Source organism: Streptomyces sp. NBC_01506 (assembly GCF_045040295.1).
In the GTDB taxonomy this organism is placed as follows: Bacteria; Actinomycetota; Actinomycetes; order Streptomycetales; family Streptomycetaceae; genus Streptomyces.
On record NZ_CP109422.1, the window covers coordinates 4040921 to 4060438 of the forward strand.

7 protein-coding genes are annotated in these 19518 nt (G+C 71.0%); 6 read left to right on the forward strand and 1 reads right to left on the reverse strand.

What is annotated here, in order from left to right:
• Nucleotides 1-47: 47 nt before the first annotated feature.
• Nucleotides 48-6371 carry a protein kinase domain-containing protein gene (locus tag OG329_RS17580; RefSeq protein ID WP_405796206.1) on the reverse strand — a complete coding sequence of 2108 codons (6324 nt, stop codon included), beginning with the start codon at nt 6369-6371 and terminating at the stop codon, nt 48-50.
• 319 nt (nt 6372-6690) lie between these two features.
• Between OG329_RS17580 and OG329_RS17585 the strand changes: the two genes are divergently transcribed.
• The 6 genes from OG329_RS17585 to OG329_RS17610 are packed head-to-tail and all read left to right on the forward strand — an operon-like array spanning nt 6691 to nt 19485.
• The gene (locus OG329_RS17585; RefSeq protein ID WP_405796207.1) at nt 6691-7101 is read left to right on the forward strand and encodes a hypothetical protein; all 411 of its coding nucleotides are present in this window, start codon (nt 6691-6693) and stop codon (nt 7099-7101) included.
• Nucleotides 7098-10973 (forward strand): AAA domain-containing protein, encoded by a 3876-nt coding sequence (locus OG329_RS17590; RefSeq protein ID WP_405796209.1) that lies wholly within the window; start codon nt 7098-7100, stop codon nt 10971-10973. Before OG329_RS17585 ends, OG329_RS17590 begins: the two co-directional genes overlap by 4 nt.
• Nucleotides 10974-10983: 10 nt before the next feature.
• Nucleotides 10984-12621 (forward strand): TIGR02677 family protein, encoded by a 1638-nt coding sequence (locus tag OG329_RS17595; RefSeq protein WP_405796211.1) that lies wholly within the window; start codon nt 10984-10986, stop codon nt 12619-12621.
• Complete coding sequence (locus tag OG329_RS17600) at nt 12618-13886, forward strand: TIGR02678 family protein (RefSeq protein ID WP_405796213.1); 1269 nt, start codon at nt 12618-12620, stop codon at nt 13884-13886. Before OG329_RS17595 ends, OG329_RS17600 begins: the two co-directional genes overlap by 4 nt.
• Entirely contained in the window at nt 13883-18166 is a 4284-nt protein-coding gene (locus OG329_RS17605) for a TIGR02680 family protein (RefSeq protein ID WP_405796215.1), read from the forward strand. The genes OG329_RS17600 and OG329_RS17605 overlap by 4 nt, the downstream gene beginning before the upstream one ends.
• Nucleotides 18163-19485, forward strand: coding sequence for a TIGR02679 family protein (locus tag OG329_RS17610; protein ID WP_405796217.1), 1323 nt, complete (start codon nt 18163-18165; stop codon nt 19483-19485). The genes OG329_RS17605 and OG329_RS17610 overlap by 4 nt, the downstream gene beginning before the upstream one ends.
• Nucleotides 19486-19518 lie beyond the last annotated feature (33 nt).

Genomic DNA, 19518 nt, shown 5'->3' on the forward strand with positions numbered 1-19518 from the left:
GCGGGGTGGACGGTGCGGGTGTGCCGTCACACGGTGCGGGTGTGCCGTCACGAGGACGGGCCGAGGCCGAAGTAGCGGGCGTGTTCGGCGGCGATGGCGTCCCAGTCGCCGCCTTCCGGGAAGCGGATGACGTCCCACCGGGCGAGGTGCAGCCGTTCCTCGGCGTCCTCGTCCCGCGCCTTGTCGTCCTCGGCGCCGGCGGCCTCCGCACCGACGAGAAAGACGGCGAGGTTGACTCCGGGCATCCGGTAGACGAAGTCGGGGCGGGCGTCGGCCCCGGGGACCGTGATCCCCGCCTCGTCGGGCAGCCGCAGACCACGCTCCCTGAGCCAGGCCAGGAATTCGGCTTCCACCGAGGTGACTTGGGGGGCCTGGTCCGTGGCCGATCCGGGAGCGGACTCAGCGATCAGTCTCAGCTCCTGCTCCGTGGTGGTCTCGCCGCGCTTCTCCGTCTCCGCCTCGGCAGCGGCGAGGCGCACCAGGAGGGCGGTGACCGAGTGGCGGTTGATCGCGCCGTGGTGGAGCTGGTTGCCGTAGGTCAGCAGGCACTCGTAGCAGCCTCGGGCGCAGGGTCGGTCCGGGTGCGGGCCCTTGTCGTCCCCGCCGTACTCGTCGAAGTGGCAGACGGCGAGGGCCTGTTGGGCCGCCTTGGCCAGTGCCCGGGGTTCGGCCTGGAGACGCCGCAGGACTCCCGCGCCGCCCTCGGCCGCCTCGGTGAACAGCAACCGGTCGCGCGGTCCGTCGGCCGGCGGCAGCAGCTCGCTGGTCAGCTCGGAGTCCTCCAGCTCGAAGGCGGTCTCGATGCCGCGCTCCAGGGCGTACATCAGCGTCAGGGCGACCGGTTCGGGCAGCGGCTCGTCAAGGGTGACGACGAGGATGTTGCGGCGGTCCTCGACGAACGGGATGACGCGCTTCTTGCGGCGCTTCTCCTTGCCGTCCTCATCGATGACAGGCATCTCGCTGGAGTCGCCGGAGGCGTCGGAGGCGTCCCGCTCGTTCATCCACCGCCCGTCGGCCGGGTCGAGCCAGTAACCGGGCGGCTCGTTGTCCTTGGCGCGCAGCCTGCCGACGTTGGTGATGCGGACGGTCGCGGAGTCGCCGTACGTGAGCGTGGCGAGCGGACCGGCGGCGTCGGTGACCCGGGCGTCCTGACGCCCGCTGCGCGTGCCGTGCCGCCGGAAGCGGTACGAGGTCTCCATCCGGAAGCCGGCCCGGCGGCGCTCCTCCTCGTCGGAGGAGATACGTTCCCGGCGCTGGGTGTAGACGGTGTGCAGGTGCAGAAGGCCGAAGGTGGGCGCGCCCAGCGGCGCGTGGCACATCTCGCACTTGTCCCGGCGCTCCTCGGGGTCGTCGAGGTACCCGCAGTGGGCGCAGCGCCGGGCCTCGGTGGTGGTGATGTCGCCGGAGGAGTCGGGCGGCAACTGGATGCGGGTCACCTGGTAGCGGGCGCCCTCGTGGTAGATGAGGGCACCGGGGCCGAATTCGCGGATCGCGAGGAAGCGGGGCCGCTGAAGGTAGTCCCCGTCGCCCTGACGGCCACCCCGGGTGGGGATGAAGGCGGCGAGCGGCAGCCGGGGGAAGGAGTAGCCGGGCAGGAAGCCTTCGGACGCCAGGTAGCGGTAGGGGTTGAAGTCGGACAGGACGGAGCGGTTGTCCGGGCTCTCGTTCTTGAGCAGGTTGAGCTGTGTCTCGGCCTGCGTGCGGCGGCGGAACGCCCGCCGCCGGTCGCCCTCGGTCAGGGTGTGGTCGAGGACCCGCTTGTTCTGGACGTACTGGTCGACGAGGGCCGCCCGGTACAGGTCGCGCCACCGCTCGAAGGCCCGGTGAAAGTTGCGCGGCGCATTGCGTACGGCGTCCTCGATCCACCGCTCGTCCCACCAGGTGGTCTGACCGAACTGGGGCAGCAGCGGGCCGAGGATGCGCCGGGCGGCGTCGACCGTACGCGTCTGCGCGCCCGGATCGTGCGAGGCGGCCCGGATGTCGTCGCGCAGAGCGAGGCCGGGAGCCGGGCTGCCGGAGGTCTCGTCGTGGGCTATGTCGAGAATCTGCGGGACGGCGCGCCCCAGCGTGAGCCCGGCCTCGGCGAGCCAGATGCCCTGGAGGTGTGAGCGAACGAGGTCCTCGTTGGCCAGGTCCAGGCGCGGCGGGGCCACTGCACCGGCCACCATGCGGGCGGAGCGGCGGAAGTAGTACTGGTCGTGGCTGTTGCCGGTGGCGCAGTAGGTGGTGACGAGGGCGGGCTGGCCGCTGCGCCCGGCACGGCCGCTGCGCTGGGCGTAGTTGGCCGGGGTGGGGGGCACGTTGCGCATCATGACGGCGTTGAGCGAGGAGATGTCGACGCCCAGTTCCATCGTCGGGGAGCAGTAGAGCAGCTTGAGTTCGGCCTTGCTGAAGGCTTCCTCCCGTTTCTGCCGCTCCTCGGGGTCGACCTGCGCGGTGTGCTCGCGGGCGAAGAGGCCGGACAGGCCTGCGGCCGTTTCGCGGTAGAGCCGGCGGAAGAAGACATTGACGCGCGGGCCGTCACCACTCGCGTACGTGCGGGTGAGGTGATCGTGAGCGCCGGTCACGCCCGTACCGGCCCGCCAGATGATGGAGGCGGCCGACACCCGGTAGCCGGTGGCGGTCGCCGACGGCCGACGGAAGCGCCCGGCCTGCTGCGGTGCCACGGACACCTCGGTCACGAGCCCGGCGTCCCTGAGAACTTTCAGCAGATCCTCGATGACCGTCTGGAGATCCGCTTGGTCCATGTTCTTGTCGAACTCGCGATGCGTGCGCCGCAGATACTTCCCGTACTTCCCCCGCGCCGACAGAAAGAGTCCCGCACGGTCCATCCCGGGTTTCGAGGGCCGGGGGTAGGCGGTGGCGACCTTGGGAGTGTCGCTCTTGGAGAGCTTCCAGGGATCCACGAGCCGTTCCTCGCTGGCGCTCTGGAGTGAGTCGAAGTCGTCGCGGAAGTACTGCACGTCGATGGCGAGCGACCTGCGCATCTCGTCGAGCAGTGCCTTCATGATCTCGGCACGCAAGGCGGCGTCGGCCGTACGCAAGGAGGGGTGTGCCTGCTCCCAGCGCTCCTGACGCTCCGCGACCCACTGGAGGTCGGCGTAGTCGATCTCCAGGAGTCCCGTCTGCTCCAGGTTCGGCATGGTGACGCGCCAGCCGCGCTCCAGGTCGAGGTAGAGCCGGAAGGCGATCACGTCCCGCAGGGTCTTGGCCGCCGCCGCGGCCAGCCGCGGAGGCAGGTCGGACTTGCCTGTGTACACGACAGGCTCCAGGGCGAGGGCGTTGGAGACCCGGGAGGTCAGCTCCTCGTGCGGGATACCGTCCGGGCCCGCGTCGACGGCGGCCCGGTACAGAGCCCCGCGCAATTCGGTCACCTGGACGAAGTCGTTGAAGTGGCCGGCCTGGAGGGAGGCGTCCTGCCGGTTGTCGACGAACGTGAGGAGCTTGCGTGCCGCCTTGGGGAGCGCCGCCTCCGGCACGCTGTCCAGCGAGCGCACGACGGATGCGGAGATCAGTGACGTCGCCGAGGACCGGCCTTCCTGGTCCAGGGTGGCGAGCTTGGCGAAGTCCTTGCCACGGGTCTGCTCGTAGGAGACCGAGCACTGCAGGCAGAAGAGGAACGGGGCGGGGATGAACGCCGCGTGCAGCTCGCCCTTGGACTCGATTCCGTACGGATCGACGGTGACCGCCCGCGGCAACCGGTCGCGGTAGGACTTCTTGACGACCTCCTGCCCCCTCTCATCGATCTCCAGCCAGGATTCGGGCAACCTCCGGTCGGCGATGGCCTCTTCCGGGGTGTGGGGCCAGGGCGTGGTGTGCTGGAAGCGGTCCGTGTCGATGTAGAGGTAGCCGTCACCGGCACGGCCCCCCGTCGCGGCGGTGTCGCGGCGGGGCTCGTAGCGGACCTCGCCGTCCTTCTCCGTACGCCATACGGTGAGGTATTCCTGACCGCACTCGCGGCAGAAGGCGAGCGGCATCAGGACGTGTCCGTCGGTGCCGGGCCGGACCCGCTGGTAGTCACGGGTGGGGTGGCGGTCGGCCTTGTTCTCCAGGGTGACGTAGACGGTGTCGCCCTTGGACAGGAACTGGTGGAGCCGGAAGGCGAACAGGGGGCGTTCGGTGACGGGGTGGTACGCCTGCGAGCCCGCTTCCAGCGTGGCCCGAAGGGCGTCCGCGCACTGACTCGCCAATGCCCCGCTCTCCCCGGCGAGTTCGGTGGCGGCCTCCTCGATCTTCCGCGGCTTCTGACGTACGAGCTGCCCTGTGGCGTCGTCGGTGCCGAGGCCGAAGTACGTCTCGATCCACCGGGCGAGGGGGTCGGTCACCAGGTCGGCGTAGGCGCGCGGAGCGGCGGTCTCGGTGAGACGTTGGGCGGGGACGAAGGCCGGGGTCTCGCCGGTGGCACGGACCAGGGTCTCGCCGATGATGTGCTCGGGGCTGACCTTCGTACCGAAGAGCTTGGTCGCCATGTCGGCGACCACGTTCCTCTGCTCCTCCAGGCTGCCTTCGGTCGACATCGTCGCGGAGGTGCCGATGCACTGCACGTCGTCGGCGCGGCAGGCGTCGCGTACCCGGCGGATCAGCAGGGCGACGTCCGCGCCCTGCCGGCCCCGGTAGGTGTGCAGTTCGTCGAAGACGAGGAACCGCAGCCCCTCGGCCATGGCCACGAGAGAGTCGCGGTCGTCGGGCCGCGTGAGCATCAGTTCCAGCATCACGTAGTTGGTGAGCAGGATGTCCGGCGGGTTCTTGCGGATCCGCCGGCGGGTCTCGTCGTCCTCCTGGCCTGTGTAACGGGCGAAGGTGACCGGCTCGTTGCCCGCGCCGTAACCGTGGCGCAGATACTTCTCCAACTCCTTGAGCTGGCTGTTGGCGAGGGCGTTCATCGGGTAGACGATGATGGCCCGCACCCGCTTGGGCGCCTCGGGCCCGGCCTCCTGCCGCTCCTTGAGCACCCGGTCGACGATCGGGACCATGTAGGCGAGGGACTTTCCTGACCCGGTGCCGGTGGTCAGCACGTAGGAGACACCGGCCGCCGCCGCGTCGATCGCCGCACGCTGGTGACGGTGCAGGGTCAGGGGGCGGCCGTCGCACACGGTGGAGTCCTCGGACTTGCCCGCCTGGAAGATCTTCGCGCACTCGTCGTGCAGGACCTTCTGCGCGGCGAGTTCGGCGACCGTCCCGGCAGCGGCGAAGAAGGGGTTGAGCGACAGCCAGGGGTTGGGCCACTGCGACTTGTCGTCGAGGTCTTTCTTCACGAATTCCTTGATGCGCTCGTCGCGGATCACCGTGCCGCCCTCGGTGAACGAGCGGTAGTCCTTGATGAGTTGCTCGTGCACACCGAAGACGTCCATGCCGGAGCCGGACAGGGAACGCTTCGCGGGCTCGGGGACCGCCGGCCCGGAAGGCCGCGGCTCGGCGACCGCGGCGGCCCTGTCGGGCGCTCGCAGCAGCCACTTCACCGGATCGAAGTCCTGCCAGCCGGGAAGATCGCTGTCCTGCGCCACGAAAGGGAGCAGCGCGTCCCGAACGGCGACCGCGTCGGCCGGGCGGTCGGCGGGGTTCTTCGCGAGGAGACGGTCCACCAGGCGGGCCAACGCCTCCGGCACGTCCGAACGGAGCAGACGCACCGGCGTCGGCTCCTGGTTGACGTGCTTGTCGTAGAGATCGAAGGCGGCATTGCCCATGAAGGGCGGAATTCCGAGGAGCATCTCGTGCAGCACGCATCCGAGGGCGTACAGATCGGCGGCCTGGGTGACGAGTCTGCCCTGGCACTGTTCGGGCGCCATGTAGCGGGCCGTGCCGACCGTCACTCCCGTGCTGGTCAGCTTGGTGCCGTCGGGATCGTCGACGATCCGGCCAAGGCCGAAGTCGAGAACCTTTACGGCGCCACCGCGGGTGAGCATCGCGTTACCCGGCTTGAGGTCCCGGTGAATCACGTCGGCGCTGTGGGCGGCGGCGAGGGCGTCGGCCATCTGTACCCCGATGGCGGCGACCCAGGACACCGGAAGCTGCCCTTCCTCCGCCACGAGGTCGGCGAGCGGATGCCCGTCCAGGAATTCCATGACCAGGAAGGGAAGGTCACCGTTGGTCTCGTCCACCCCACCGTCGATCGTGCGGGGCAGGTTGGGGTGGCTCAGCAGACTCATGATGCGCACCTCGCGCGCGAACCGCTCCACCGCCTTGGGGTCGGTGCGGGTCTCCACCAGCGTGCCCGAGCGGCGGCGGAGAATGAGCTTGAGGGCGACGACACGGTCGGGAGAGTCCTCGGCCTCGTCCAGGTCCTCGGCGCGATGAACCTCGCCCATGTTCCCCGAGCGCTGGTGGCCCAGCAGGCGGAACCGCCCTGCGACCGTCTCGGAACCCTCGCTCATGCTGCTGCCTCCCGTGCGGCCCTGCCGAGAGGGCACGCGTTTTCCCCTTGCGGCGTGCGCGCCCATCGTGACAGACGGGAACGCCCACACCGGGAACGTACACGAGGACGCACTCGTGAACAACGATTTACGCGTTGACTTCGTCAACACATTATGCGAGGGTGTGGGTTACTGAGCGACGCTCAGGGGTGGTTGCGAAAGGCGGAGGTGGCCGGATGCCGCCCCTCCCCTCGGCCCCGGACTGTCACCGGCAGACGCCCTCGTGCCAAAGTCGCTGGACGGACCGGACAGGCAGAGAAGCGAACGCAAGGAGCAGCACATGCGGGGATCGCGGTGGACACTCGTCGTGCCCACAGGCGGCGACACACTCCGGCAGGAGCGTCTCACCCGGGATTTGCACGACGTGCTGCACCGGGCAGACGGTCTCGTCGTCGGCTTCCATGACGCCGAAGGGCCCACCGAACCGGGTCGCAAGGGTACGGGCGTGGGCGAGGTGGCTCTCTGGGCCGCTACCACTGCCGCCGTCGCCCGCCCGGCGTCCCAGGTCCTGATCACCCTGATCAAGGAATGGTGCGCCAAGGAGCGGCACCGCAAGGTCGCGGTCACCATCGCGGGCGATTCCATCGAGATCACCGGGCGCCCGGACGCCGCGCAGGAGCGCATGGTCCGCGAGTTCCAGGACCGAGTCGCCGGCGACGACGGTCCCGAACCGGATGACGGCACGGCGTGACCCGCCTCCACAAGCGCCGGGCTCTCCTGATCGGCACCGAGCACTACGACGACGGGCGCTTCCTGCCACTGGCCTCTGTCCGAGCGGATGTATGGGGGCTCGGACAGGTCCTGAAGCACCGCAACATCGGCAACTTCGTCTCCGTCCAGACCGTCTCCGATCTCACCGCCGACGACATGAGGGCGGTCATCGGGGAGTTCCTTCAGGAGCGCGACGAGGACGAACTCGCGCTCGTGTACGTCTCCGGGCACGGTGTGCGCACCGTACGCGACGGCGGCGAGTTCCACTTCGTCGCCAAGGACACCGACTCCGACCAGGTAGCCGCGACCGGCGTCAGCGCCGGATTCCTCAACGATGCGCTGGAGGAATGCGTCGCCCCACAGAAGATCGTGATGATCGACTGCTGTCGTAGCGGCGGGTTCGCCGTGGGTCTGCGTACATCGGACCGACGGCCTGACAGCTCCGTGTCGAAGTCCGGCGAGCCGCCCCCGCTGACCAGCAGGGGCGTGTACGTGCTGTCGTCCTCGCGGGCCGGGGAGGACTCGTTCGCGGACGCGGGCAGCGGCGATGACGTGAAGCCTTCGGCGTTCACCGGCGAGGTCATCGAGGCACTGCGAACAGGGAAGGTCAGCAAGGACGGCGGCAGCGAGGTAAAGGTCAGCGACCTGTTCCACTACGTCAACCGCCGTATGCGTGCCCAGGACGCTGGCCGTCAGGTGCCGGTGCACTCCGCGCACGGCGTCGACGACCGCATCGTCATCGCGGACAGTCCGTTCGGCCGAGCCCCGATCCTCGATCCCCTGAATCCGCGGCCGCGTCCCGGCGCCGAACCGCCGCCACAACCGCATGCAGCGAAGTCCGCTCACGCAAAGCCTGCCTGGGCCGGCCTGCTGGACTACTACCGCGAGTGCGTCCTGGCCGAGAGTACCGAGACGCCTCTGATGGAGGTGGGCCACCAGAACACGTCGTACGTGTGCCTGGACGGCGCGGAGAGGTTCATCTCGGGCGACGTCGACGACGACGGTTGCGTCGCGCTCCCTGCGGAAGCGGCCTCGCTGGTCGATTCGGCGACCGAGGAGGACGCCGAGCTCTGGGCGGGCTACCCGGCCGTCGTCCTCACCGGGCCGCGCTCCGGGCGCCCCTGGCGGCAGCCGAAGTTCGCGCCGCTGCTGGTACGCCGTGTCGAGATCGTCCAAGGCGAGGGCGATGTGCGGCTGAAGCCGTACGGCCCGGTCCTGCCGCATCCTCGGATGGCTCTCGACTGGCTTGGCGAGGAGGAGGCCACCCAGCTCACCGAGACATTCCAGCCGTCCTGGCATCGAGGGCAGCACGACCGTATGGCCGTGGAGGTACGCAACCTCCTCACGCAGGAGTTCGAGCTGCCGTGCGTGCAGGAGCTCCGTCCCGACCAGCTCGCCGACCGCATCGACATCCGCACGCCCGGTCATGGTGCCCGCAACACCGCTGTCCTGTTCACGGCGCGCGCCGAGACCGGCTTCACCAAGCGCCTGCTCAACGACTTCGCCGACATCGCCAAGCAGACGGACCAGATCGAGAAGACCGCCCTCGGGGCCCTCGCGCCCGACGCCTCGCAGCGTGCCCGAGCCCTTGCCCACGCGGAACCCGAACCGGCGCACCTCGTGACGCCACTGCCCTGCAACGAGGCCCAAACCGCGGTTCTCCGGTCCGCCATGACCCGCCGCCTCACGGTGGCCACCGGCCCGCCCGGCACCGGCAAGAGCCAGTTGGTCGCGAACCTCGTGGCCACCGCGATCGCGGCCGGCCAGACCGTACTGGTGGCATCCACCAACAACGAGGCGGTGGACGAGGTCTGGCGCCGCTGCGACGAACTCGTGCCCGGCAGCATCGTGCGGACTGGTTCGGCGCGGAGGAATGCCAAGAGCAACGCGGAGCACGAGGCAGCCGCGCTGCACGCACTGCGCACCGGCGCGGAGCCGTCGTCCAACGTGGCCACGGCCTCCATGGAGGCCACGCTGGCCGCCGACCGTCTGGCAGAAGCACGGCAGGGCCTGGCACACATCGCGGAGACCGAACTGCGGCTTCGCCGGGCAGGCGAGGCCCGCGACCACCATGCGGGACAGCTCGGCATCCCCGCCGCCGAGCTTCACGGCCTGCTCGGCGGACTGCCCCGGCCGTGGGAACTGGAGGGCAAGGCGCGCCGCCTCTCCCGCGCACGCCTCTTCGGATCGTGGCGCCGGGCCCGTTTCCTGGGCAGGACCGGCCTGAAGGCGTACGCCGGTGATCGTGTCGCGGGCTGCCTCGCGCTCGCCGGCTTCGCCGCAGCCGAGGCAAAATGGCGTGACGGGTTCGACCACGCGGCTTCCGTGGACGACACAGCGCTCGCGTGCGCACTGCGCGATGCAGAGAACACCGTCCAGGACGCTTCACGCGCTCTCCTCGCCACCACGGTCCAAGCCGGTGCTTGGGCCGGACGCCGTCGCATTCTCGATCTGCTGGCCGCTCGGGAGGGCAGCCGCAGCGACTGGCCGCAAATGCGGAAGGTTCTGGGCCGCTCAGACGGGCGGACGGTTACGCCCGCGGTGGCCGGATGGGCCGTCACCAGCCTCTCGGCCCGGCGTTTCCCTCTGGGGCCGGCCCTGTTCGATCTCGTCGTCATCGACGAGGCCAGCCAGTGCGCCATCCCACACGTCCTGCCGCTGCTCTTCCGCGCGCGACGCGCCCTGGTCATCGGCGACCCCATGCAGCTCACGCACATCACGACAACCAGCCCGCACCGCGAGGCTCTCATCCGGCGCGGGAACGGACTGCGGTCCGACTGGCTGGAGAAGCACCGCCTCGCCTACCGACGCCACTCCGCCTTCCACGCCGCCGAGCGCTCCGTAGGCGGCACGTTGCTTCTCGACGAGCATTTCCGCTGCCACCCGCACATCGCCGCGATCTCCAACGGCCTCTTCTACGACGGCGGTCTGACGGTCCTCACCGACACCCGAGGCCGCCCCGCTCTGGCGCGTCCCGCGGTCATCTGGACAGACGTACCCGGACGGGCCGCCCGCCCCCGGTTCGGTGGCTCCTGGGTCAACGAGGACGAGATCCGAAAAGTGCACGACAGCGTCCACTATCTGCTGGAACAGTTGCCGCCCGAAGCCACCGTCGGCGTCGTCACGCCCTTCGCGGCGCAGGCCGAAGCGCTGCGGAAGCGGTTGCACCCGTACGACGAGGAGCGTGTGCGCATCGGTACGGTGCATACCTTCCAGGGCGGTGAGCGCGATGTCATGGTCTTCTCCCTCGTCGCCGGCGAAGGTATGCACCCCGGTGCCGTCGAGTGGGTCGGCGGGCAGTTGAACCTCTGGAACGTCGCCGTCACCCGGGCACGCGGTCACCTCATCGTGGTGGGGGACAAGGATCGCTGGCGGAAGCGGGGAGGTGTGGCCGCCGCGCTGCTGGACGCCGCGGAGCACGACAGCGCACATTCGCCAGGCGGCGACGAAGACGCCCTGCTCAAACGCCTGTACCAGAGGCTTTCCCGCCGGACAGGAGCCACCATCACGTTGGGCGAGAACGTTCACGGGCATCCGGCGGACGCTCTGGTGCGAGGCGCCGGCGGCGTCCCCGAGGCCGTACTGCTCGATCGAGGAGTGGAAGAGGGCGCCGACGCGGCACGCCACCTGCGGCTCATGCTGCACCGCCGGAACTTGCTGGGCCGTGGTGACGGCGAAGTCGAAGCCATTCGTTGGCCGGCCTGGCGGCTCTACGACACCGACGTACAGCGGGGGTGGGTCTCCGCAACGCCCGGGTTCCCACAAGAGACAGAACGCGCGCCGAGCCATCCATCAGCGGCCTCCCGGACCAATTCCGGCGACCCCGCATCGCCCTTCGGAACCTCCACGTAGCCTCGCAGAGATGGACGAACCCTCACTCGGCACCCGGCCGCAGTCCGACGACGCGCCTTCGGCACCCAGCGGCGACGACGAGGCGCGTAGGCGGCTCGATGCGTACGCGTATCTCAGTGCGCCCGAGCGGCTGGAGTACGTGGCCGTGATGCGGGTCTTCTGCGGGACGTTGCTGGCTGATCTGGCCGTGCCGGACGTCGTGGCGAAGCTGGGGGAGGCCGGTGGGGCGGGGGCGGGGATTGATGTCGAGACGCTGACCGCCCGGCTGGAACAGTTGGAGCGGTGGGGCAATCTGCTGCGTGGCAGCCATACCGTGAAGGCGTCCAGCATCACCGAGTACCAGCGGTCCCGTGCCCGCTACCAGTTGTCGAGGCTGGGCGAACGGGTGCAGCGGGACGCCGACGGGGTGTTGGCCGAGGTCGACGCCGCCCGTGAGGTGAGCAGCGAACTGCTGGGGCTGGTCGAGCGCGGGCTCCGGGAGCTCGCCGGGTCGGTGGGCGAGCCGGGTGGGATCGCGCCGCAGGACGGGCTGGAGCGGGTCAGCACACTGTTCGTGCAGTTCGCCGAGTTCGCGGACTCCGTACGGGACTTCTACGCCTATCTCGGGCAGGTGCTCGCCCGGTACGACCTGGACAGCGCCGAGTACCAGGGCTTCAAGGAGTTGCTGCTGGACTACGTCGAGGCGATCACCGAGGACGTGGCCTTCCGCGCGCCCCGGATCTCGGCGGCTCTGGACGCGCTGTGGCCGCACCTGCCGGCCCTGCTGGCGCGGCTCGACGCTCACGCCCAGGGCCTCTCCGGAGTCTCCGGGCTCTCCGTGCAGCGCAGCCGGGGGCGGGAGTTCGCGGACTGGGAGGGGCTGCGTGGCTGGTTCAGCGACATCGACGGGCAGGGCAGCCAGGTCGGTCAACTGCGGGACGCCACCCTGCGGGCGCTCCAGTCGTTGCTGGCCAACGCCAAGCGGATGCTGCGCTCGGCCACCGGAGAGATGTCGCGGCGCCGGGACCTGCTGCGGCTGGCCCGGTGGTTCGACGAGGCCGCGCCGCAGGACGCGCACGACATCGCCGTCGCCGCCTTCGGGCTGTACGGCGCCCGCCATTTGGGAGTACCTCCGGCCACCGATGAGGCCGTGCCCGCTTATACGAGTTGGTGGACCGGTCCGGTGGTCGAGGTGCCGGTGGCTCTGCGGGAAAGGGGCAGTCGCGCCCAGCGGGGCCGTACGGCGTCCGTGGAGGACCACTCCGCGCAGAAGGAGCGGCTGCGGAAGGCCGCGCGTGAGCGGGCGGCGGCCCGGAGGGCGGCGGCGGACGAGTTGCGCAGCGCGTCGGGCCGTTTCGACGGCGTACGGCTCACTTCCGCGGCGCTGAGCCTGCTCCTGGAGCTGCTGGCCACGGCGCTCGGAAACGCTCAGCTCAAGCGGCGCGCCGATGCGGCCGGGGCCGCCGGGGAGGGAGCAGCGGGGTTCGCTCTGGACGAGGCGTGGAGCGAGGACGCCGATCTGGGCATCCGGCTCACCGTGCACCGTACGGCGGGCGCCCACACACTCCTTCGCTCGGCCGACGGCGATCTGCGCCTGGACGAACTGGAGTTGGCCGTCGGCCGGACCAGTGCCACGGCCGACGGCGGGGCGCGGGCGAGCGTGTCGTGACCCTCCCCTCCGCCCACGACGTGGCCCTGGCGGCCGAACGCCGCACCGCCGCCCGGCTGTTGCTCGCCAACCCCCTGGTCACGTCCGGCGGCCCGCACGCCGACCTCTTCCCGCTGGTACGCAGGCACGCGGACTGGCTGGGCCAGCGGTTCCAGCGGGTGCTCGGCTACCGCCTTCTGGTGGACAGTTCCTACGCGCGTCTGTTCAAGGCCGGGCTGGGAGCGGGGGCCGGACACCGGCTCGTACGGTCGACCGGGACGCCCTTCAGCCCGCACACGTACGCCTGCCTCGCACTGGCCCTGTCGGTCCTGGTGACCGCGCCCGAGCAGATGCTGTTGTCCCAACTGGTCGCCGACATCCGGGCGGCGGCGGCCGACGCGGACATCGAGCTGGAGGAGACGGGCCGAGCGGCCGGGAGACGGACCCTGGTGGCGGCGCTGCGTCAACTGGTCGAGTGGGGCGTGCTCATCGAGACGCACGGCAACGTGGGCGCCCTCACCCAGGAAGCCGGCGGGGAGGCCCTGATCACGGTCGACCGGGAGCTGGCCCGGGTCGTGGTGGCCGGGCCGCTGTCCCAGTCCCGGGACGGCGCCGATCTGGTCCGGCGGGCGGCGGACCCGGGGTTCGGCGGGCCGCGTACGTACGTACGCCGGATGCTCGTCGAGACACCCGTCGTCCACCTCGACGAGCTGACCGACGCCGAACGCGACTGGCTGCGCACCCGCCAGCGCCGCGAAGCCCAGGCGTTCCTCGAACTCCTGGGCCTGGACACGGAGATCCGCGCCGAGGGCGTGGCGCTGATCGACCCCGAGGAAGAGCTGACCGATCTCCACCTTCCCGGTACGGGAACCGTGGCCCAGGCCGCGCTGCTGCTGGTGGAACGGCTCGTGGAACGGCTCCGTCCGTCCGATCCCGGACACCCGGCGACCGGCGGCGCGACCGGCGGCACGCTCGTCGTCGGGGTGGCTGTTCCGGACGGCCTGGTGGATGAGCTGCTGGCCGGTCTGGTCGCCGAGTACGGGGGCCGTAGCAACTGGCAGCGCGGCTATCTGGAGGATCCGTACGCCTTGCGGGAAGCCGTGCTGGAACTGCTGTCCCGTATGCGGCTGTTGGCCCCCGCCGGCCCCCTGCGCGCCGAGGGCCACGGAGCCCGGCCGGGGAGTGAGGGTGGCGGTGCGGGTTGGGTACTGCTCGCCGCCGCGGCCCGCTACGCCACCCGCGTCACTGTCACCGTCACCCACGCACAGCAGGAGTTGCCGCTATGACCACCGACGCGCGCGGCCTCGTCCCGCTGCCCCGGTCCGGCCCGTCGAAGACGACGCCGCCGACGACGACACCGACATCAGGCACGCGCTTCCATCTGCACCGCGCGGGCATTCAGAACGTCTGGCAGTACGACGAGCAGGAGTTCGCCTTCGGTGACGGGCGGCTGCTGCTGCGCGGCAAGAACGGCGCGGGCAAGTCCAAAGCCCTCGAAATGCTGCTCCCGTACCTGCTGGACGGCGACTCCCGGGCCCTGGACGCGACCGGCACCGGGCGCACGACGCTCGCCTGGCTGATGCTGGACGGTTTCGACCAGACCAACCGTCTCGGCTATCTGTGGGTGGAGTTCCAGGGTACGGACGAGGCCGGCGACCACCGCTATCTGACCCTCGGTGCCGCCGTCCGCGCCTCGAAGTCGACGCAGCGGGCCGTGCCGACCTTCTTCGTCACCCCGCTGCGCGTGGGATCGGACCTGCGCCTGGTGGAGGCGGGCAAGCCGCTTCCCGTCGACCGGCTCAAGGAGATCGTCGGCCCCGACAACGCGACCGACCGGGCCGTGGAGCACCGTGCCCGCGTGGCGCGCGACCTCTTCGGCATCACCGACGCCACGCGCTACCGCAACCTCACCCAGCTTCTGCACCGACTGCGTCGCCCCACGGTCGGCGACCGTATCGAACACGGCGGTCTGGCCGTCCTGTTGAGCGAGACCCTGCCGGGGCTGGACGAGGACGTGGTCGAGAGGGTGGCGCGCAACCTCCACGACCTGGACGCGGTACGGGACGAACTCGGCCGCCTGGAACGTACCGACGCCGCGCTGCGCACGTTCCTCGCTGACTACCGCCGCTATCTGGCCGGAGTCCTGCGTACCTCGGCCCGGAACGTGAGCCGGGAGCTGGACACCCTCACGGAGCGACGGGGCGCGGCCGGAGGCGCGGCGCGGCGGACCGGCGATCTGAAGAAGCGGGAAGCGGAGTCGGAAGCCGGGCTGGAGACTCTGCGCGATGAGGAACAGTCCGCCAGGACGGACCTGGCCGCGCTGCACGCCAGTCACGCCTACCGCAGCCTGCGCGAACTGTCCGAACGGCGCGGCACGGTGGAGGCCCTGCACACCACAGCCGTGACCGCCTTCACCGCCCTGCGCGGTACGCACGAGGCGGAAGAGGGCGCGGCGGAACGACTGGCCGAGGGTGTCGAAGACCTCGGCAGCCGGCTCACCGAACTGAGCACCGAGCACCGGGAGTTGCTGACCCAGGCGGAGAAGGCTGGGTTGCCCGCCGGACATCTCGGCGACGCGGTGGCCCTGCCGCGCACCGTCCGCTCCCCGGCGACGCGGACGGAGCTGACCGACCCGGACGGAGAACCGGGGACCGTGAGCCACCGGCCGGTGATTCGCCTGGATACGGCCACCGCCGAGGCCGGATTGCGTTCCTGGCAGGGGCAGTTGGAGGATGCCGAAGCCGTCGTACGCAACCGGGCGCGGACGGTCCAGGAGGTGGCCCGTCTCTCCTCGCGGGCCGACGAGGCCCGGACCAAGGCGGCTGCGGCCGACACGGAGCGAGAACGGCTGGAGGGCGAGGCGGAGGACGCCGCCGGCCGTCTCGAAGCCGGCCGCGAGAAGGTCGCGGAGCAGAGCCGGGGGTACGCCGGTGAGGTCGCCGCCTGGGTGGAGCGTACGCGGACCTCGGCCGGGCCCGACTGTCCGCCACTGGATGCCGTCCTGGCCGAAGTGGTCTGCGCGGCCTCCCCCGACGCGCCGTTCGCGGAGCGCACACTGCCGCCCGATATCGACGCCCGTGCGCGACAGACGGCCCAGGCGGCGCTGGAGCCGTACGCCGATGACGTCACCCGGCACCGCGACGCACTGGCGCTCGGCGTGGGCCGGCTCGGCGAGGAGATCGACCGCCTGGCGCAGGAGAAGCGGGCCTGGGAGCGGCGTACGGACCCCGAGCCACCGGCTCCGTATCACCGCGCCGCCGAGCGGGATCCGGCCGGTGGAGCGCCCTTCTACCGGCTGGTTGACTTCGCGGAGCACGTGGCCCCCGGCGACCGGGCGGGCCTGGAGGCGGCGTTGGAGGCCGGTGGAATCCTCGACGCCTGGGTCGGGGCGGACGGGGTCCTTCTCGACTCGCTCACCAGGGACACACTGCTGCGGCCGGGCCCCGAACTGCCGCCTGGAGTAAGGACTCTGGCCACGGCCCTGCGCCCGGCGCCGCAGCCGGGGTGCGGTATCACCTCCGAGCAGGTGGAGCGGCTGCTGGCCGCCGTCGCGCTCGTACCGGCCTCGGAGGCGGAGAGCGCCGCTGCCGGTGCGGTCCACTTCGACGGAAGCTGGCGGCTCGGGCCCCTGCGCGGCCGGCACCACAAGAGCGTCGCCGAGTACGTGGGGGCTGCCGTACGCGCGGAGACCCGGCAGCGCGTACTCGCCGAGCTGGCGGACCGCCTGACGGCGACGGAGCAGCGCCTGACCGACGCCCGTACCGAACTCGCCGCGGCGGACGCCAGGCGGCGGGCCCTCACGCGCGCGGAACGGGACTTTCCCCCGGCCCGCCAACTCTCCGACGCCTGGAGCCGGACCGCGTCGGACGAGAACGCGCTGCGGGACCTGACCGCCAAGGCGGCCCGTGCGGCGAAGCTGGCGGCCCAGGCCCGTACCCTCGCCGTGTCGGCGCGCACCGAGGCGGACGCCACCGCCACCGCCCATGACCTGCCCACCGACGCCGCCGCCCTGGACCGCGTACACACCGCGCTGACGACCCTGCTCAGCGGTGCCGGTCATCTGCGCAGAGCCGTCGGCGGTACGGTCGGGCGGCTCGGCGGAAGCCAGGCGGACGACCGCCGCTACGAGCGTGCCCGGGAGGGACGCTCGGAGGCGGAGGGAAACTACCGGCTTCGCCTCCAGCAACTGCGCACCGCGCAACAGGATCTGCGGACCCGGGAGGGGGCCGTCGGATCGTCCGAGGAGGAGATCCTGGCGCGCGAGCGGGATGCCAAGCGACGCATCGCGGACGCCGCCGGCGCCATCCCGGCGGCGGAGCGCGCCCACGGCGAACTCCGCGACGGCCGCGTGCGCGCGGAAGAGGAGGAGAAGCGCCTGCGCGAGGAGTTGGCGGTCCAGGAGAGCACCGTCATCGACACCGGCCGGGCGCTGCGTGAGGCCATCGACCGTCCGGAGATCGTCAACGGGGCGGGTCTGGACCGGTCCTCGCTGCCCGACCAGGTCGCGGACGACCCCGGTTCCGACGTCCGGGACCGGCTGCGCGCGCTGCGTTCGCTGGCCGATGCGGTGGAGCGGGCGCTCGCCCGTTCCAAGGGGGACGCGAAGGGAGACGTGTCGGACAGCGCCCTGCTCAACCGTCACACCGAGCTGCGCGACAAGCTGGCGGGCGGATACGACGCACAGCTTGAGGAGCGCGACGGTATCAAGGTGTGCCGGCTGCTCGACGATCACGGTTCGCACGATGTCGCGGTGGTGGGTGAGCGGATCGCCGTACAGTCCGCGGAGGCCAGGGGGCGGCTCACCGAGCGCGAGAGCGAGGTGTTCCAGCGCTTCTTGACCGGCGAGTTGGGCGACCATCTCTCCGCGCAGGTCATCACGGCGGCCAATCTGGTCGCGGCTCTCAACGACACCCTGAAGACGGTGCGTACGTCGCACGGTCTCGGCGTGGAGCTGCTGTGGAAGCTGGACGACGACGTGGACGCGGACGTGCGGGCAGCGGTCGAGCTGCTGCGCAGCCCGTCGAGCCTGCGCACGCGCGAGCAGACCGAGCGACTGCGCGAGGTGCTGCAACGCCGTATCGAGGACGCCCGCCGCGCCGACCCTTCGGCCGGATACACGGCGCATCTACGGACCGCGCTGGACTACCGGGCGTGGTTCCGTTTCCACACCTTCGTGGTCGAGGACGCGGCACCGGGGCGCAGAAGAAAACTGACCGGCCGCACCGGACTGAGCCAGGGCGAGCAGCGGGTGCTCTCCTATCTCGTACTCTTCGCAGCCGCCGCCGCGCACTTCACCAGCCTCGCCGAATCGGCCCCGCACGCACCGCGGTTGATCCTCCTGGACGACGCCTTCGCCAAGGTGGACGAACCCACCCACGGGCGCCTGGGCCGCATCCTGGTCGACCTCGATCTCGACTTCGTCCTGACGAGCGAGCGGCTGATGGGCAACTGGGCGGAGGTTCCGTCCCTGCACATCTACGAGTGTCTGCGCGACCCCCATGAACGCGGTGTGGCCACCTTGCACTACACCTGGAACGGTCGGCACCGCCGACTGGCATCGGTATGAGCGCACTCCGGCCCGCCACCCGCGACTGGCTGGCGGGACCAGATCTCACCCGGCTCTGGGGCGCCGTGCGCAAACGTCTGGAAAGCAACGGCGTACGGGCCGCCGGGTCGCTCCGGCTGACCTCGCTGAGCGCGCCGGAACGCCACGACCTGTCACTCCTGCTGGGCAGACCCCTCACCGGTACGGCCGTGACCGTGCGGCTCGACGCGCTCGACGCACGGCTGCGCACCTCGGCAGCGGGGCTCGGGCTCAGGGAGGTTCTGGAACAACTCGGCCCACCGCTCACCGACCGCCGCGCGGCCCGCGAGGACGGCGCGGCGCGGCGCCGCCACGTGTGGTCCTCGCTCGACTCGTCTGTCGACGCTTCCGCGCTCGCCGGACAGGAGTGGACCCGGCAGTGGGCCGACGTGCTGCGCCGTACCGGTGTGCCGCGCGGTGTGACGCCCGAAGCGGCGGTACGGACGCTTCAGCAGGCGGTCCGGATACTCGCCGTGCTGCTCGACCCGGAACGTACCGGCACACGAGGTCGCGGCGAACTCGCCGTGACGGCCACCGGTTCGGCACACGGTCTGGACGACGGCACCTGGCTCGCCCGTCTCGTCCAGCGCGGTATCGCTCTGGCCCATGACACCGACCTGCCCGACGACGCGCCCGGCCGGCGCGCGTTGTGGCGGCTGGTGTCGGTCACACCGGACGAGGTCTCCAGCACCGTACTGACGTACGGCCTGCGTCCGCTCGGCGAGGGCTGGCGGGAGAGGTCGCTGCGGGAGCGGGCCGACCATCACGCCGAGACCCACCTGACACCGCGCGATCTGCTCTGCGTACGGCTCCAACTCCCCGCCGGAACGGTCATCCACATCTGCGAGAACCCGCGCGTGGTGGAGGCCGCCGCCGACGCGGGCGGCTGCGACAAGCCCCTGGTCTGCACTTCCGGCAGCGCCGCCACGGTGGTCCTCACCCTCCTCGACGCCCTCGCCGCCACCGGCTGCCGCTTCGCGTACCACGGCGACTTCGACTGGCCGGGCATCGCACTGGCCAACCGGATCATCCGCCGCTACGAAGCCCAGCCGTGGCGCATGGGCGTCGAGGACTACGAACACCTCGCCGCTGTCTGCGGGGCGCAGGGCGTCCCCCAACTCCCCCTGGACGGCGGTCCGGTCGACGCGGACTGGGACCCGGACCTCGCCCCGGCCATGACGGCGCTGGGCGTGGCGCTCCATGAGGAGGCGACGCTCGACCTGCTGGTGGGGGATCTGGTCCGGGCGCCGTTGTACGAGAAGGACGGCTGCCGCCCCGGCCGGTCTGTAATGCCCGAGTAACGGCGGCTGGCTACCGTCCGGGGCTCCCCCCTT

Excerpts from the sequence above, each read along its gene's own strand:
- OG329_RS17580 (WP_405796206.1), bottom strand. The coding sequence starts at position 6,371 with ATGAGCGAGGGTTCCGAGACGGTCGCAGGGCGGTTCCGCCTGCTGGGC.
- OG329_RS17585 (WP_405796207.1), top strand. The coding sequence starts at position 6,691 with ATGCGGGGATCGCGGTGGACACTCGTCGTGCCCACAGGCGGCGACACA.
- OG329_RS17595 (WP_405796211.1), top strand. The coding sequence starts at position 10,984 with ATGGACGAACCCTCACTCGGCACCCGGCCGCAGTCCGACGACGCGCCT.
- OG329_RS17605 (WP_405796215.1), top strand. The coding sequence starts at position 13,883 with ATGACCACCGACGCGCGCGGCCTCGTCCCGCTGCCCCGGTCCGGCCCG.
- OG329_RS17610 (WP_405796217.1), top strand. The coding sequence starts at position 18,163 with ATGAGCGCACTCCGGCCCGCCACCCGCGACTGGCTGGCGGGACCAGAT.